Origin of the sequence: Natronobacterium gregoryi SP2, assembly GCF_000230715.2 — an archaeon.
GTDB classification, from domain to species: Archaea; Halobacteriota; Halobacteria; order Halobacteriales; family Natrialbaceae; genus Natronobacterium; species Natronobacterium gregoryi.
Window position 1 is genome coordinate 3,292,930 of sequence record NC_019792.1, and the last position, 16,634, is coordinate 3,309,563.

Here is a 16,634-nt window from a genome sequence, read left to right on the forward strand (position 1 = left end):
GTCGAAACTATCGTAAGTCCTCTTCTTAATTATGGAGACTACAAATAGGTGAGAGATTTTCGAACTGAGTCCGTATTTCGTTTCGAAGTATACACCATCATTCAATATTTTCTGCGGGTCGTAGAAGACAGAGGATCGCTGGCCAGGGCCAATATTCAAGGTATCTCGTTCGGACTGTACGGATAACATGACTGCCGTGGTCGCAGTACGACGCGAGTTCGTCGAGCACAGGTTAGAGCGGTCGGCCGGACAGAGCCGACGAGACGGGGTGAACTAGCAGTGAGCCCCGACTCCGACGACCAACGGCGGCAAATACTCGTCGGAGAAACCGACGACGGCGACGACCTCTCTCTTCCCGTCGTCGAACTGTTGACCGGTCGCGGCTTCGTAACTGGCAAGTCCGGGTCGGGGAAGTCGAACACGGCCTCCGTCATCGCAGAGGAACTGCTCGAGGCCGGTTTCCCCCTGCTGATCGTCGACACTGACGGCGAGTACTACGGGCTCAAAGAAGAGTACGAGATGCTCCACGCGGGAGCCGACGAGGAGTGTGACATCCAGATCGGTCCCGAACACGCCGAACAGATGGCCGAACTCGCCTTAGAGGAGAACGTCCCGATCATTCTGGACGTCTCGGGATACCTCGACGAGGAAGAAGCAAACGAACTGCTCCGGAAGGTCGCCCGACAGCTGTTCGTCAAGGAAAAGAAGCTCAAGAAGCCGTTCCTGTTGGTCGTCGAAGAGGTCCACGAGTACATCCCCGAGGGCGGCGGCGTCGGCGAGACGGGCAAACTGCTGATCAAGATCGGCAAACGCGGCCGGAAACACGGGCTGGGCATCGTCGGAATCAGCCAGCGGCCGGCCGACGTCAAGAAAGACTTCATCACGCAGGCGAACTGGCTCGTCTGGCACCGGCTGACCTGGAACAACGACACGAAAGTCGTCGGGCGGATCATCGACACCGAGTACTCGGAACGCGTCTCAGAACTCGACGACGGCCAGGCGTTCGTCCAGACCGACTGGGACGAGGCCGACGTCCGAAAGGTCCAGTTTCGCCGCAAACGGACTTTCGACGCCGGCGCGACGCCGGGCCTGGACGACTTCGAACGACCAGACCTCAAGTCCGTCTCCGACTCCCTCGTCGGTGACCTCGAGCGCATCTCCGAGCGAAAGGAGCGCGAGCAAGACCGCGTCCACGAACTCGAGAACGAACTCGAGAAGAAAGAAAAACGCATCGAGACCCTAGAGGCCGAACTCGAGTCGGCCCGTGACGTCTCGAGTGCCGCAAAGCAGATGGCCGACGCGTTGACGCGGCCGGAGACGATCCAGACGCAGCTTCCGGAAGAACCCGGCGGCGAGGACGTTCGCCAACTCCACGAGGAGATCGTCGACCTGGAGGACCAACGGGACGAACTCAGGATCGAACTCGAGGAGTACGAGGAGTACGCCGACCGCCTCGAGACCAAACTCGAGGACCGCTCGAAGACGATCGAACAGCTCCGTGAGGAAAACCAGCGGTTGCGCGAGCGAGTCCGCGACCTCGAGGCTGTAAACGAAGACGACGAGGAAGCGATCATCGAGGTCGGTGGCGACTCCCTGGAGTTTGGCTACACGTGGCCGAACGAAGAGTCGGAGGAAAAACCGGGCGAAGAGCCAGACGAGGGCGACGACGTGGTGGAACCGAACCAGGACCGGTCGACCGTCGACGAATCCCACGTCAAAGTGGTGGCGTCGAGCCCACTCGGGGATCGGCTCGAGCGAGCAAGCGAACAGTCCCAGTGTACGCTCGAGACGGCCCGGCACGTTCTCGTGGTCCTCGCGCGCGACGAACCGCTCGATACGGAGTCGATCGCGACGCGCGTCGATCGGTCGACCGTCGCGGTCCAAGGACTCCTCTCGGAGTTGCGTACCGAGGCGGTTCTCGACCGGCGAGACGACCGGTCCTACGCGCTCGCGGACGAGGTACGATCGGACCTGCTCTCGACCGTCGAGGAGTGACCTCCGGTCTTTTGTCTCACCGACCGGAACAGTCGACGACGTCGAGCGTCGATGGAAGACCCAGCTTACAGGCCTAAAACGCTCGCATAACAAAGCACGAACGCACGAACCGGTGGTCTATGACGGATACGACCGCCGAAACCAATCTCGAGGTGCTCGTCGTCGGGCTCGACGCTGCCTGTCGGCCCGTCCTCGAGTCGCTGTTCGAGTCGGGGACAGTACCGACGATCCAGCGGGTGTTCGAGTCGGGGGTTGACGGACCACTCGAGTCCCAGATTCCGCCGTGGACGGCCAGTGCCTGGCCGTCACTGTACACGGGAAAGAACCCGGGCAAGCACGGCGTGTTCGATTTCCTCTCGTTTGACGGCTACGATTGGAACGTCGTCAACTCGAGTCACGTCAGAGAACGGCCGGTCTGGGAGTTGTTGAGCGAACACGGCTTCACGAGCGTCGTCGTCAATCTGCCAGTCACGCATCCGGCACGCAAGTTCGACGGGGCACTGATTCCAGGCATGACTGCACCCGAAGGTCCCGACTGCCACCCCGAGGGCGTCCTCGCGGACGTCGAGATGGCTGTCGGCGACTATCGGATCTACCCCCAGAGCGGTCCCGAACCGGACGGGTCGATCGAGGGGTACGAACGAACCGTCCAGTGCCGTGGGGCGGCCTTTCGCTACCTCTGCCAGCGACTGAAACCCGAGTTCGGCTTCCTGCAGTTCCAGGTAACCGACTCCGTCTTCCACGAACGCCTCGGCGACATGGACGCAGTCGAGGCCGTCTACGCCGCGGTCGACCGGCAACTCGCGGAGACGCTGGCGGAGACAGACCCGGACAACGTTTTGATCGTCAGCGACCACGGGATGGGGGAAGTCTCGGGCCACGAGTTCCGGGTCAACGAGTTCCTCCGCGAGAACGGCTATCTGACGAGTCGCAAAGACGGCAACGGGATGCCTACCTGGTCGAAGAGTTGGGAGAACGACCTTCTCGAGGGCGAAGACGCCGGCCAGTACGAGACGAGTCTGCCGGAGAAGGCGATGACCGTCGCGGCGCGGTTCGGCGTGACGACTCAGCGGATCGCCGGCACACTCGAGCGCGTCGGACTCAAAGAGTCGATCGGTCGTCGCGTCCCGAACGACCTGATCCGGGCCGCCAGCGAACAGGTCGATTTTCCGAACTCACAGGTGTACATGCGCTCGAAGAGCGAACTCGGCGTTCGGATCAACCTCGAGGGACGGGAACCGGACGGCGTGGTGCCCGAAGTCGAGTACGAACGAGTTCGAGAGGAGGTAATCGAGGAACTGGCGAGCGTCCAGACGCCCGACGGCGAGCCGATGTTCGAGGCCGTCGAACCGCGCGAGACGTACTTCGAGGGTCCACACCTCGAGCAGGCACCCGACGTCGTGACCGTGCCAGCCGCGTTCGACAACGCGGTCGACGCTGACCTCGGAACGGAGTTGTTCGGCGAACCGAGACAACCCTGGAACCACAAGCGGACGGGAATCGTCGCGGCGTCCGGTCCAGCGTTCGAGGATCGGTCGCTCGAGGGTTCAGAACCGACGATATTCGACGTTGCGCCGACGATCTGTGCGCTGTTCGACGTTCCGATCGACGCCGCGATGGACGGTGAACCGTTGCCGATCGTCGAGGCGGGACCGGAGACGGAGTATCCCGCTTACGAACCCGACGCACCGACGGCCACAGAGGACGGTGTCGTTGAAGACCGACTCTCCGATCTCGGCTACCTATGAGCATCGAAGTCACGACGCTCGATCCGTGGACGGCTGCCGACGAGTGGAACCGATACGTCGAACGGTCGGACAGCACGAACCCGTTCTTCCGAGCGGAGGCGTTGCGGCTTCAGGCTGCGGACACGGACACCACGCTGCACTTGCTGGTCGGGTTCAAGGGCCAGGAGGCGGTCGGCCTCTTCCCGATCTTCGCGTACGAGCGTGGCCCGGTCAGCGGCGCGTTTTCACCGGCCCCGCGCTCGTGGTCGTGTTATCTCGGTCCGGCGACGTTGAACGTCGACAAACTCAAACAGCGCAAGGCTGATCGCCGTATCAGGCGCTTTCTCGAGGGATCGATCGAGTGGATCGAACGCGAGATTTCGCCCGTCTACACGAAGGTCGTCGCCGCGGAGTTCGAGGACGTGCGCCCGTTCGTCTGGAACGACTACACCGTCGAACCAGGCTATACCTACGTCGTCGATCTCGAGGGGAGCGAGGAGGAGTTGGCGAGTCAGTTCAGCAGCGACGCGCGGAACAACGTCCGTAACGCCGACGAAGACGAGTACGTCGTCGAGGAGGGTGACAACGCAGACGTCGCCCGGATCGTCGCCCAGGTCGCCCGTCGCTACGAGAGTCAGGGCCAGCCGTTCCACCTGAGTCCGGACTTTGCACAGTCAGTCCACACGACGCTACCGGACGGTTCGATCCGACCGTACGTCTGTCGCGTCGACGGCGAGTTCGTCGGCGGCATTCTCGTCGTCGAGTCCGACACGACCAGATACCGCTGGCAGGGTGGAGTCAAGCCGGACGCCGACGTCGACCTCGCGATCAACGACCTCCTGGACTGGCACGTCATGCGTGACGGACTCGAGGACGGACTCGACCGATACGACCTCGTCGGCGCTGGCGTGCCGAGCATCAACCGCTACAAGGCGAAGTTCAACCCGCGTCTCGAGACCAACTACACGATCACGGCCGGCGCGTTCGGCCTGGATCTGCTCGTCGACCGGTACCGAAAGCTGCGGTAGCGATTCTCACTCTGGAATCCAGTACTTCGACTGGCGGGCGTCCTCGAGGCAGACGCGACTGGCGACCAGGTCTTCTCCCTCGAGTTTGTCGAGCGCGTAGCGGACGGTACGAGAACAGAGCCGTGATTCGGTCGTGATTTCGTCCTGTGTCAGGGGCTCTTCGTATTCGAGGACCTTGTAGACGAGTTTCGCGCTGGGTGGCAGTTCTGAGATCGAGTCGTGCGTTGTGGGCTTGGAGCTCCGTCCGTCGCTGTCGTCGGCGTCGATCTCGGAGTCGGTGGCGCTCATGAGTAACTATCGGCCCTCCGTTGGCGAGTCGTATATATCGCACAGACAGTTCAGAAAGATAGGCTCGCGCTACCGTTCGGTGAACTGGAACACCGCCCCAGGCACATCGAAACGACGGTCTCGACGCCGTCGCGTGTCAGACGGGAAGCAGGTGATCCCGGACGGTAGTCCCCGCATAGTAAGGCGATTGGGGCCGCCACCGACCCGTATGTTCGGAACGAGCGGTATTCGTGGGACGGTCGGCGAGGGCGTGACGGCGACACTCGCACTCGAGGTCGGGCGGGCGGTCGCCTCCGAGGGGTACGAGACCGTCGTCCTGGGGCGTGACGTCCGGGAAAGCGGCACGATGTTTGCCGACGCCGTTGCAGCGGGACTGCGAGAGTGTGGGGCCAACGTCGTCGACGTCGGCCTCGAGTCGACGCCGACGATCGCCCGGTCGATCGCTCCACTCGAGGCCGACGCCGGGATCGTCGTGACGGCCTCACACAATCCGGCGACGGACAACGGACTCAAACTCTGGACGCCGTCCGGGCAGGCGTTTGGCCCCGCCAAACGGGACGCGATCGAACGCCGGATTCGCGAGAAGGCAGCCGATCCCGTCGACTGGGACGAGCTCGGGACGCGACGCGACTGCGACGTGCGGGAACACCACGCCGAGCAGATCGTCGACGCGGTCTCGCTCGAGCGGACGCCACCGGTCGTCGTCGACGTTGGAAACGGTGCCGGCGGAATCACGCCGGCGGTGCTGGACGATCTGGGCTGTCACGTTCGGACGCTCAACGGACAGCCCGACGGCTCGTTCCCCGGTCGGCCGAGCGAGCCGAACGCGGAGACCCTCGAAACGCTCGCGGCGCTCGTCGAGACCACGGACGCAGAACTCGGTATCGCTCACGACGGCGACGCCGACCGGACGATGGCCGTCGACGAAACGGGGACGTTCGTCCCGAAAGATACGCTCCTCGCGCTGTTCGCACGCGCTGCGGTCGAGACACGCGACGAGAAGACGGTGCGGGTCGCCGCCCCCGTCGACACGAGTCTCGCCGTCGACGACGCGGTAGCTGCCGTCGACGCGTCGGTGACGCGAACCCGGGTCGGCGACGTCTACGTCGCAGAACGGACGATCGAAGACGCTGTCGTCTTCGGTGGTGAGCCGAGCGGTGCCTGGATCTGGCCCTCGGAGACCCGCTGTCCAGACGGCCCGCTTGCCGCCGCCAAACTCGTCGAACTGGTCGCGAGCCACGGACCGCTGTCGGAACTCGTCGCGGAGATCGACCAGTATCCGATCCGCCGGACCTCGATCGAGGTCGATAACGAGGACGACATCGTCGCCACCGCTCGGTCGCGTGTCGAAAACCGGTACGACGAGGTCGATACTCTGGACGGTGTTCGCGTCGAGACCGACGAAGGCTGGTTCCTGATCCGGGCGAGCGGGACCGAACCGCTCGTTCGAATTACTGCAGAGGCGAGGACCGGGACGGCCGCCGATCGGGTTTTCGAGGAAGCGACTGCGATCGTCGAGCGTGCAGTCGAAGAAGCGTCAGCGGCGACGTGAACTCACTCGAGGCGGGCCGTCAGTCAGCCGGACCACCAGTTATCTGGCGTCCTCGGGGATAAAATCGGATGTCTTCATCTCACGATACGTCGCACAGTTCGGACACGCGTGGACGACATCGCGGTTGTCACCGAACACTTTGGCGAACTGGCGGGTGACCTGGTTGCCACAGTTGACACATCGGGGGGCACTCGTATGCTCTCGAGTCGTCATCGGCGTCCACTTCGCGTCGGATGGATCCGTCGACATCACCAACCCGTAGCCACAGAAGGGTATTTACTATAGAGTGCATAACTCGATTCGATCTCGTTAGTCTCTGATTTCCTCGTCTCGAGGCGGCGACGACGACTTTTTCGAGAGCGGACTCTCGCTGTCTCTTCTCGGGGAAATTTCGAATTACTTACCCGTAACACGCGTTTTACTCTCTCGAGTGACTGGCGAACGAGTCGGTCGGCGGCGACGGTCGGGCCGGACAGCGAGAGTCGAACGTACCGTCGCCGTTTTGCTCTCGAGAGAGGCAGGGGTGAAACGGCGGCGGGTCGAGTTTTGCGAGGCTCCAGTAGCCGCTGTATATTTATCCCGGAAATAGTCGTAGCCTGCGGTCATGAAAGCAGTCGTTCTCGCGGCGGGCAAAGGAACGCGGATTCGACCGCTCTCGGAAACGGTCCCGAAACCGATGCTGCCGGTCGGAGACAGACCGCTTGCCGCCCACGCGGTCGATGCAGCGATCGACGCCGGTGCAGACGAGATCGTACTGGTCGTCGGCTACGAAGCCGACCCAGTCAGGGAGTTCTTCGGTTCCGAACGCGGCGGCGTTCCCGTCTCGTACGCCGTCCAGTCCGAACAAAACGGAACGGCAGACGCAGTCAACGTCGCCAGATCTCACCTCGAGGGGCCGTTCGCCGTCCTCAACGGTGACAACCTGTACGACCCCGCTGCGATCGAACGGCTCTTCGAGCAGCGGCCGGCCGTCTGTGCGATCGAAGTCGACGATCCAGCCAGCTACGGCGTTCTCAGTACCGACGACGGAACGGTTTCGAGAATCGTCGAGAAGCCTACAGAGCCATCGACGAACCTCGCCAACGCCGGCGCGTACGCTTTCCCCGCGAAGGCTGTCGAGTGGCTCGACGTGTCGGCCAGCGAACGTGGCGAACACGAGATCACGGACGTTCTCGCACGCGTCATCGAGGAGTTCGCCGTGACGCCGGTCACGCTCGAGCGGTGGATGGATGTCGGCCGTCCCTGGGAGCTCCTCGAGGCCAACGAGTTGAAACTCGATGAATTGGACCGGCGGGTCGACGGTGACGTGAGCGGTTCGGCACATCTCGAGGGCAACGTCGTCGTCGAGTCGGGGGCGACGGTGAAACCTGGTGCTGTAATCGAGGGGCCAGTGCTGATCCGCTCGGGAGCGACCGTCGGACCGAACGCCTACGTCAGGGGTGCGACGCTGCTCGGTGAAGATGTCTCGGTCGGTAACGCAGTCGAAATCAAAAACAGCGTGCTCTTGGCGGGAACGTCGGTCAGTCACCTCTCGTACGTCGGCGACAGTGTTCTCGGCCGGAACGTCAATTTCGGTGCCGGTACCACCGTGGCCAACCTCCGCCACGACGATGCGGACGTGAAGTATACGGTGAAAGGTGACCGCATCTCGACGGGTCGGCGAAAGTTCGGCGTCGTCGTCGGTGACGGAGTGAAAACTGGTATCAACTCGAGTCTGACGCCGGGGCTGCGACTCGAGAACGAGGCGACGACGGACCCTGGCGAAGTCGTCGAACGGGACCGGTAGCTGACCCGTACGTATCAGGTGTGTAATTCATAGGGGCTGAAAGAGTTGTACGACACGGAGGAGTATCGATCGGTACCACACAGTTGCGCGATCTACACACTCCTCCAACGTCGATTACATCGTTTCCGAGTACGGGCCACGTTCGCTTGGACCGTTCGGACGCGGGCTACGGGGGTGGTGTCGCGTCCCGCGGCTCCGACGGCTCGTATTCGGTGTCTCTGACAGACCGGAGAGCAGTCGGGCTCGACTAGTCGTCGAACGGCTCAAGCACCGCTACGGACGGTGCCGACTTCCGCGGCCTGCACTCGTTCACTCCACGGTGACGCTCTTTGCGAGGTTCCGTGGCTTGTCGATCGGTCGGCCGAGCAGATCCGCCGCGTAGTACGAGACCAGTTGGAGCTGGACGTTCGCGTGGAGGCCGGCCAGATTCGAGTCGGTCTCCGGAATCTCGAGGTGGTCGTCTGCAACCTCGACGGCCCGATGGTCGTCGGGACAGATCGCGATCACCGGTGCACCGCGAGTCTGGGTTTCTTCGGCGTTTTTCAGCGTCTTCTCGTCTTCCTCGCCGGTGAAAATGGCGAAGACCGGTGTCTCGGGCGTGACGAGCGCGAGCGGCCCGTGTTTGAGTTCGCCCGAAGCGAAGCCCTCGGCGTGCTCGTACGTAATCTCTTTGAACTTCAGTGCGCCCTCGAGTGCGACCGGGAAGCCGAGTCCGCGACCGATGAAGAAGTACGCCTGGCTGTCGATGTACTCCCGTGCGATCGCGTCAGCGTCGGACGTCTCGAGGAGGGTATCGATCTCGTCGGGCATTCGCGAGAGATCGGGCAGCAGCGACTCGAGGTCTGCAGGCGGGTCGCCACGCGCGTCGTCGGCGATCCGCTGGGCTAGCAGGGTCACCATGACGGCCTGCGAGGAGAAGGTCTTGGTCGCGGCGACGCCGATCTCGGGGCCGGCACGGATGAAGAGTGAGTCGTCGGCCACGCGAGCAGCCGTCGAGCCGACGACGTTCGTTACGGTGAGCGTGTCCGCTCCCCGTTCGTCGGCTTGCCGGAGCGCGTTCAGTGTATCCGCCGTCTCACCGCTCTGTGAGACCGCGATGACGAGCGTGTCCTCGCTTACAGGTGGAGACGTCACGCTGTACTCGTTCGCCAGCAGCGCGGTCGCCGGGACGCCGGCCCGGTTCAGGGCAAGCGAGCCGTACAATGCCGCGTGATACGAAGTACCACAGGCGACGAGCTGGACGTCTTCGACGCTCTCGAACGTGTCCGGTTCGAACCCGTCGAGAGAGAGGTGGCCGTCGGCGGGGTCGATCCGACCCTCGATCGCCTGGGACAGCGACGTCGGCTGTTCGTGAATCTCCTTGAGCATGAAGTGGTCGTATCCGCCCTTGCCGGCCTGTTCGGGGTTCCAGTCGACCGTCTCGGGTTCGCGGGTGATCGATGCGCCGTCGAGATCGGTGAACTCGACGCCGTCTTCGTCGACGACGACCACGTCCCCGTCTTCGAGGTAGACCACACTGTCGGTGTACTCGAGGAAGGCTGGAACGTCGCTGGCGAGAAAGAACTCGTCGTCTTCGATGCCGACTACCAGTGGCGATCCTTTCCGGGCAGCATAGAGGACGTGCGCGCCGGAGAACATCACTGCGACGGCGTAGCTGCCCTCGAGTTCGTCGATCGCTCGACGGAACGCGGTCTCGTCGTCTGTTCCCTGGTCCAGATGGTACTGGATCAGGTGTGGGATGACCTCGGTGTCGGTGTCGCTAGTGAACTCGTGGCCTCGCTCGCGAAGCCAGGACTTGAGTTCGGCGTAGTTCTCGATGATACCGTTGTGGACGACGGCGACATCTGTCGTGCAGTCAGTGTGTGGATGCGCGTTCTCGTCAGTCGGTGGCCCGTGGGTACTCCAGCGGGTGTGACCGATGCCAACATCCCCTTCGAGACTCGTCTCCGTCACGGCGTCTTTCAGTTCCGCGACCTTCCCAGAACGTTTCTGGACGGCGATGCCGGAACCGTTCTGAACGGCGATACCTGCCGAATCGTATCCCCGGTACTCGAGGTTCTCGAGGCCGGTCAACAGCGTTTCGAGCGCGTCTCCGTCACCAACGTGACCGATGATACCACACATGGGTTATCCACCTCCGTCTCGAGTGGTGGTTCCACGCCGCTCGCGCGAATCCGAGCGGGCCGTCGTCGAACGTAGTCGTCTCACTGACGGACACCCGCCCGTGAGGACTCCTCGAGTGGCAATGCAATACCTGGACATGATCGAACGAGTGGCTGGCCAATCCCATTACTATAGATAGGCTACTAGACGCGGTAGTGTCGCGGTAATTCGTTCGGAATAGTTTGTGACTATCCGGACGTATGTAGCCAACTCAAGCAGGATACTGACTATCTGTTAGACGCTCGACCATAAAAAATCAGTATAGCGCCACGATCTGTCTCTCAGTCGGCGTCTCTCGAGGGTATGTCAAGCGAACAGTGTTTCAGTCGAAGGGTACAGGCGATAAACGAGTCGAAAACGGCGACTCTGTTCCGGTTCCAGAGCGACCGTTCGCCGGGCACACGGCTGGGGCACTGGCGGCGATAGCGGAGCCGTACGCTGGAGATACCGCGTGGCTACCGTCGGCGCTCGAACGTGCTGGAGCGAACCGCGGGTCGAGTTCGAATCGGTCGACGACGTGGGGAGTTCCCGCCGACGCTCGAGTCCAGGGCAATCGACGACGTCACCGCACCGGGCGACGGCCGCTGGCGTCTCGAACTCGACGAGTTGTGCGGTCGGGTAACGACGCGTCTGTCATCGTCGTTCGTCACCGTCCGTCCGAGACAGCGAACACTCGAGTGTGGCCGGCCGTGGCCCGATTCTAGTGGGAGTGACAGGACCGTGATAACGCGGGTCGGGGTCGTAGCGAACCGCTACACATTTCAGTGCCGTCGTCGTCGTGAGCGTATGGGTTTTGGTAGCTACGACGAATCCGAACAACAGCAGCAGGCGGCAGACGACGAGGACGACGTCGAAGCCGTCAACGTCCACCAGAACGACCACGACGGCGAGATGTCGTTCGAGTCAGACGCCTCGACCGACGAACTCGTCTCGCAACTCGGAGCGATGAAAGACGACGAAGACGACGAGTAAGCTCTTTTCCTCGCTTCGGACGGGTTGCTGTACCGATCGGTCGAGTCGCTTCGGGTCGTGGTTGCTTCGGCAGTGACTTCCAGCAGCCGGTGTCAGGACAGCGCCGCGCCACAGAGCTCCCGGACCGCCCGGCGGAGCCGCTGGGAGACCGCCGATTTCGAGATGTCGAACCGCTGTGCCAGTTCGTCCTGGGAGATGTCCCGTGGCACGTCGAAGTACCCTTCCTCATAGGCGGCCGTCAACAAGTCCTGTTGCTTCTCGGTCAGCGCAACGACACCATCGTCGCCGTCGTCGGAGACGCGAAGGTGGTCGACAGTCACAGAAATGCCCCGATCGTCACAGTAGCTGTTGAACTCGACCAGATCCTCCCGGCTCGGGAACCGAAGCTGGATCTGCCAGCCGTAGCTATCGCCGTTCTGACAACTCGAGTACGCGAGAACGTACGCCCCGATCGCAGCGAGGCGGTCGACCCCCGTGACCGTGGCGTCGTCGATTTCGACGCGATAAATCCGCCTGTCGGGATAGCAATCGAGCAAAACGGGGTCGGCGACGGTCGGATCGACCTCGAGAGCCGACTCGAACTCGTCGAACGTGTCTCCGGAGGCTGTCAGGAAGACGAGTGTCCGGTCGCCGACGGCAGTCCAGTACTCGAGTTCGATCGAGACGTCGGGTGCCCGCCGCAGCGTCGACCGCAAGAAGAGGTCCGGATGGTCGAGTCGGAGTTGAGCGACGACGCCGCCGTCGGCACGGGACCGGACGGGTGTTCGCTTCCGGTCTCGGTCGTGGCGGCTCCCAGTGCCGGTGTCTGCGATGTCGATGCTCACGACGTCATCCGCCATCCTGCTGGACGACAGTTGTAATCACTCGTTACCGGGGACTCACTCATCGAATAGAGGATGCGACGCTGGACGTATGGTAGTAGACGCTATACACGGAACCAATTTGGCGAACGACATCAATACCTATTCATTAGTCTACCGTCGAACTGCTTCACTGCCTCAATAAAAGCGTGTTACTGGGGCGAACTCGACAACTCGCCGAGAGAACCGGCGAGTAACAGTCGACTAGCCAAACGCGAGCTCAGTCGAGGCCGACGGCTCGGTCCTCGAACAACAGTTCGAACAGTTTCCCTTGAGCCAGTCGGAGATGACGGCTGAACGTCGGCTGGGAGACGCCAAGCGAGTCCGCGACCTCCTCGCCAGTGCTCTCTCGAGGCCACTCGAAGAAACCGCCGTAGTAGGCGCTCTCGAGCGTCCGGAGCTGTCGCTCCGAGAGTCGCTTGCGGAGTTCGGCGTCGAACGGCTGTGCAAACCGCGGCGTCCGGTCGCGTTCCCGACGTGCGACGAGGTCGATCTCGGCGTGGGCACGTTCGAGTGCCTCGAGGAACGGACGCACGTCGACGATACTCGAGAGGTCGATCACGAGCCGCACCCTGTCGTCGACCGGCCTCACCGACCGGACGACGCCGCCGTGGGCCGCGACCGTCTCCGCGACAGTCGCTTCCGAGAACTCGAGTTCGACTGGTGAGCCATCGACATCGCCGGTCGCTTGGATCGACTCGAGTCCCGTGACCGAGTCGACAAGCGGACGCGGATCGTCCGTCCCACCGGCGAGTGTACAGTACAGCGTCGATCCATCAGACGACCGCGGGACGGCCGCCCTGACCTCGATCTGCGTGCCTAGCTCACGAGCGAACGCCGCGAGCGGTTCGGACTCGTCCCGGAGGACGACCTCGAGTTCGACGACGCTGTCCGAAAGCAGCGCCCGCTTGCGCTCGAGCGCGTCGATCACGTGGGTGGCGACCGTCGCGAGATGCTCACAGATGTCCTGGCGGCCCTCGTCGAAGGCAGACGGCCGGTCCGCGTACGCAGTGAGGACGCCGTACTGGAACCGGCCTCCGTCGCGTTCGAGAGGGACGCTCAGAACCGATCGAACGCCCGTTTCGAGGAGTTGTTGGCCAGCTATCATGTCGTCGGCTACTGCTCGCTTCAGGTCGTCGACCCGTGTCGATGTCCGGCGTGCTGCCGTTCTCCCGGTCGGCTCCTCGACGTCCGGATCGACGGTGATCGACAGCCCCTCGACGACGTCGCTGTCCTGGCCGGCCCACGTCTTCGGGACGACCGTCCCGCGTCCCGGATCGGTCCGGCCGATCCAGGCGAGCTCGATGTCGTCTCCCAGAGAGACGATCCCCTCGCACAGTTCCCGTTCGACGCCCTCTCGGCTCTCTGCCTCGAGCAGCCGTCGTTCGATTACACGCGCGGTTTCGGCCGTCGCTAGCTCGTTCTCGAGTCGCGCTCGCTCCCGTCGACAGTGCCGGACGCGTTTCCGGCCCGCGAACCGATCGAGACTCACCGACGTTGCGTCGCCGATCGCTGCCAGCGCCTCGCGGTCGCGGTCGCGCTCGAGCGACTGGAACGCCATCGGGTCCGTACTCGTCGCCAACACGAACCCCTCCTCGCCGACCGAAACGGTGAGAACCCGTTCGGCGGTGATCCCCGCCCGCGTGAGAAACGGCTCGATCGCAGACCCGTCGGCGACGCCAATCCCGTCCTCGAGTGGTAGCCGTCGGTCGTCGCGCTCGACCGGCGGCGGCTCGAGGCCCGGGTGATCCTCGGGAGTCGCGACCGCCGCCGGACACAGCAGGTCGTCGTCGAAGAGGTACCAGACAGCGAGATCGGCGTCGGTTCTCTCCTGAACCGCGTCGGTGACGGCCCGACGGACGGTCGAGGCCGCATCGGCACTCCGGAGCGTGGCGGCTGTTCGTCGAACTGTCGACAACGCACCGGCGGCCGAACGCCGTCGATCCCTGACGAGACAGAGCGTCCGCTCGTCGTTTCGCAACGGACTCACGTAGACATCGACATCGATTGCCTCGTCGGCACCGCTCAGCGTCCCCTGGACGGGCTCCAGCCACCGGACGACCGACGACCTCGCTCGCTCGCGGATCGTCGCCGCGAGGTCGTCGTCGAACAAGTCGTCGACATCGCTGCCGACGAGTGCGTTCGTGCCGGCCATCCGCGTGAGCGAGGCGTCGACGAAGTCGATCGTCCCCTCGTCGACGACGGCGACCCCGTCCTCGAGTGCGTCGACAGTCGCCTCGAGCAGGTCACGTCGTGCCTGCCCGGGTGCGCGACGGTCCGCGTCGCGTTCCCGTCCGATCACCGTGATGCCGTCCCCGTCGGGATGGGCGGTCACCACGAGCGGAACGGCGGGTCCGTCCGTGTCGACCTCGGACGTCTCGAACCGGACGGCAGCACCCGAAGCCCTGGCTTCTCGCAGGTGTTCGCGAAACGTCTCGCGGACCGGTTCCGGAAGCAGCCCCCAGACGACGGCCCCCGGTTCGGACGCGTCCACGAACAACCGGTCGGCCGCCCTGTTCGACCACTGGAGTTCCCAATCTGTCCCCACTGCAAACAGCGGCCACTCGAGTCGATCGAGCCCTCCCTGCTGGTCCGTCGCCGCCGCTGGAGCGAACGCCGTCACGACGACTCCCTCGAGCGACGGCTCTGCGAGTCGATTGACACAGCGCAACTCGACGACCCGCCATCTGCCGTCGGCGTCACCGATCCGGATCGTCGTCTCCTCGGTCGCACCGAACGACCGCGCCCCGACCGTGGCCAGTACCTCGCGAAGGGTCGACCGGTCGTCCGGGTGGACGAGCCGTTCGAGGGGCATCTTCTCGAGTTCGCCGGACGTGTACCCCAGTCGCGACTCGACGGCCGGGTTCGCGTACGCGACCGTCCCGTCGGACTCGAGGAGCCAGACCGGGACGTCGACGCTCTCGACGAGTGCACGGTGTCGGTCGTCCGTCCGGTCGGCGAGTCGGTAGCAGTCAACTGCGTTCCCGACGCGCGCCGCAAGAACGGCCGCGCTCGTCCCGGTTGTGAGAACGTCGGTAGCACCGACTTCGAGCGCTCGAGCCGCCGTTTCGTCGTCGGTAACGGCGATAACCGGGATGTCGGTACCGCTTTCGACGAGTACTTCGAGCGGCGATCGCTCGTCGGGTCGGAACTCACAGAGCACACAGTGAATCTCCTCGCCGGCCAGTCGACGGTCGGCCTCCGCGACGGTACGGGTCCGGAGTACGGAGACGGGATCGAGACCGGACGCGAGCGCGTCGGCCGTCGACTCCATTCGCGGGGAGTCGCCGACGACGAGCACGCGCCGAGCGTCGCCGACGGTCGTGGCGATCCCGTCGCTCATCGCGGACCGCCTCCGCAGTTACCGCGTTCCTGCCAGCACACATCGAGCCGGACACTCGGACATCCTGCCACTGTAGCCGGGGGTAGCCGGCCGAGCCTGGTAAGTATCACTCGCCTAGCACGGGTACGATCGACGTACGAGACTACCTGCGTTCACGTACCGTGACGACGGGAACCGGTGAGTTCCGGACGACTTCCTCCGCGACGCTGCCAAGCAGCAGTTTGTCGAGGCCGGACTGGCCGGCCGTTCCGACGACGATCGCGTCCATTCGCTCCGCTTCAGCGACAGCGACGATTTCCTCCTGTGGGACGCCGCGACGGATCGTCGTCGTCACCTCGAGATCCGCCTCCGCCGCAGTCGCTTTGGCTTCTTCGACGGCATCTGCCGCCTCACCCTCGTGGTCGGTCCGCATCTCGTCTCGCCGCTCGGTACTGTGTGGCCCCTCTTCGGAAACCGACATCACGTGCAGGGTTGCCTCGAGTCCGTTTGCGAGTGCGACCGCGTGCCTGGTCGCTCGACGAGCCCCGTCACTCCCGTCGGTCGCGAGAAGCAGATCCTGGTACATCTCGTCTCCGTTTCGACCGTCGACGAAATACGCTCCGGACCTGCCGTTGCCGGGCGTACTTCACCGGCCGCCGTTCAGCATAATTCGAGGTGGAGCCTCCGACCTCGAGGAGCGAGTGTAGCGAGCGAGTAGGTCGGAGAGGAAACCGACTAAGGGCGACGCAACCGCACGACGGTAGCTACCCGGCTCCCGAGAGTATAACAACCGTCAAGTAGTAATCTGAAATATGGAGGTGCGTCGAACTGCGCCGGTCAAACTCGTCGTTCCCGATGAGCGACGCGACGACCTCCACGAATCCGCGCGACAGTTCCTACGAGCAGTACGTTCTCTCGGAGGACTACGAGTTCCGAGCAAG

12 protein-coding genes and 1 pseudogene are annotated in these 16,634 nt (G+C 63.6%); 7 read left to right on the forward strand and 6 right to left on the reverse strand.

Annotated features, from left to right (window positions below):
- Positions 1-279: 279 nt before the first annotated feature.
- From NATGR_RS16185 to NATGR_RS16195, 3 genes are all read left to right on the forward strand, one after another.
- Positions 280-1,995: an ATP-binding protein gene (locus tag NATGR_RS16185; protein ID WP_005576945.1), complete on the forward strand. Its 1,716-nt coding sequence runs from the start codon at positions 280-282 to the stop codon at positions 1,993-1,995.
- A 119-nt stretch (positions 1,996-2,114) separates the two neighbouring features.
- Positions 2,115-3,743, forward strand: coding sequence for an alkaline phosphatase family protein (locus tag NATGR_RS16190; protein ID WP_005576942.1), 1,629 nt, complete (start codon positions 2,115-2,117; stop codon positions 3,741-3,743).
- Complete coding sequence (locus NATGR_RS16195) at positions 3,740-4,750, forward strand: lipid II:glycine glycyltransferase FemX (RefSeq protein WP_005576940.1); 1,011 nt, start codon at positions 3,740-3,742, stop codon at positions 4,748-4,750. Before NATGR_RS16190 ends, NATGR_RS16195 begins: the two co-directional genes overlap by 4 nt.
- A gap of 6 nt (positions 4,751-4,756) precedes the next feature.
- Here the strand turns inward: NATGR_RS16195 and NATGR_RS16200 are convergent, their stop codons facing one another.
- Positions 4,757-5,038 (reverse strand): MarR family transcriptional regulator, encoded by a 282-nt coding sequence (locus NATGR_RS16200; RefSeq protein ID WP_005576937.1) that lies wholly within the window; start codon positions 5,036-5,038, stop codon positions 4,757-4,759.
- A gap of 208 nt (positions 5,039-5,246) precedes the next feature.
- Here NATGR_RS16200 and glmM point away from each other — a divergent pair, with 208 nt between their 5' ends.
- Positions 5,247-6,590: a phosphoglucosamine mutase gene (gene glmM, locus NATGR_RS16205; RefSeq protein ID WP_005576936.1), complete on the forward strand. Its 1,344-nt coding sequence runs from the start codon at positions 5,247-5,249 to the stop codon at positions 6,588-6,590.
- 39 nt (positions 6,591-6,629) lie between these two features.
- Here glmM and NATGR_RS16210 read toward each other — a convergent pair whose 3' ends face one another.
- Positions 6,630-6,839 carry a DUF7563 family protein gene (locus NATGR_RS16210; protein WP_005576934.1) on the reverse strand — a complete coding sequence of 70 codons (210 nt, stop codon included), beginning with the start codon at positions 6,837-6,839 and terminating at the stop codon, positions 6,630-6,632.
- Positions 6,840-7,194: 355 nt separating this feature from the next.
- Between NATGR_RS16210 and glmU the strand changes: the two genes are divergently transcribed.
- Positions 7,195-8,376: a bifunctional sugar-1-phosphate nucleotidylyltransferase/acetyltransferase gene (glmU, locus tag NATGR_RS16215; RefSeq protein WP_005576931.1), complete on the forward strand. Its 1,182-nt coding sequence runs from the start codon at positions 7,195-7,197 to the stop codon at positions 8,374-8,376.
- Between the two features lie 309 nt (positions 8,377-8,685).
- Here glmU and glmS read toward each other — a convergent pair whose 3' ends face one another.
- Complete coding sequence (gene glmS, locus NATGR_RS16220) at positions 8,686-10,500, reverse strand: glutamine--fructose-6-phosphate transaminase (isomerizing) (RefSeq protein WP_005576929.1); 1,815 nt, start codon at positions 10,498-10,500, stop codon at positions 8,686-8,688.
- A gap of 825 nt (positions 10,501-11,325) precedes the next feature.
- Between glmS and NATGR_RS16225 the strand changes: the two genes are divergently transcribed.
- Positions 11,326-11,511 carry a DUF5786 family protein gene (locus tag NATGR_RS16225; RefSeq protein WP_015233817.1) on the forward strand — a complete coding sequence of 62 codons (186 nt, stop codon included), beginning with the start codon at positions 11,326-11,328 and terminating at the stop codon, positions 11,509-11,511.
- Positions 11,512-11,603: 92 nt separating this feature from the next.
- On the opposite strand, the gene NATGR_RS16230 is transcribed toward NATGR_RS16225, so the two are convergent.
- The 3 genes from NATGR_RS16230 to NATGR_RS16240 all read right to left on the reverse strand — a co-directional run bounded on the left by NATGR_RS16230 (position 11,604) and on the right by NATGR_RS16240 (position 16,279).
- A complete protein-coding gene (locus tag NATGR_RS16230) occupies positions 11,604-12,350 on the reverse strand; it encodes a helix-turn-helix domain-containing protein (protein WP_005576925.1) in 747 nt (248 codons plus the stop codon).
- Positions 12,351-12,591: 241 nt separating this feature from the next.
- Positions 12,592-15,714, reverse strand: a complete 3,123-nt coding sequence (locus tag NATGR_RS16235) for a bacterio-opsin activator domain-containing protein (RefSeq protein WP_005576923.1) — start codon at positions 15,712-15,714, stop codon at positions 12,592-12,594.
- 142 nt (positions 15,715-15,856) lie between these two features.
- Positions 15,857-16,279 carry a universal stress protein gene (locus NATGR_RS16240; protein WP_005576921.1) on the reverse strand — a complete coding sequence of 141 codons (423 nt, stop codon included), beginning with the start codon at positions 16,277-16,279 and terminating at the stop codon, positions 15,857-15,859.
- 226 nt (positions 16,280-16,505) lie between these two features.
- On the opposite strand from NATGR_RS16240, the pseudogene NATGR_RS20695 reads away from it, so the two are divergent.
- Positions 16,506-16,592 (forward strand): annotated as a pseudogene (locus NATGR_RS20695) (transposase); the annotation flags it as partial.
- Positions 16,593-16,634: the final 42 nt, after the last annotated feature.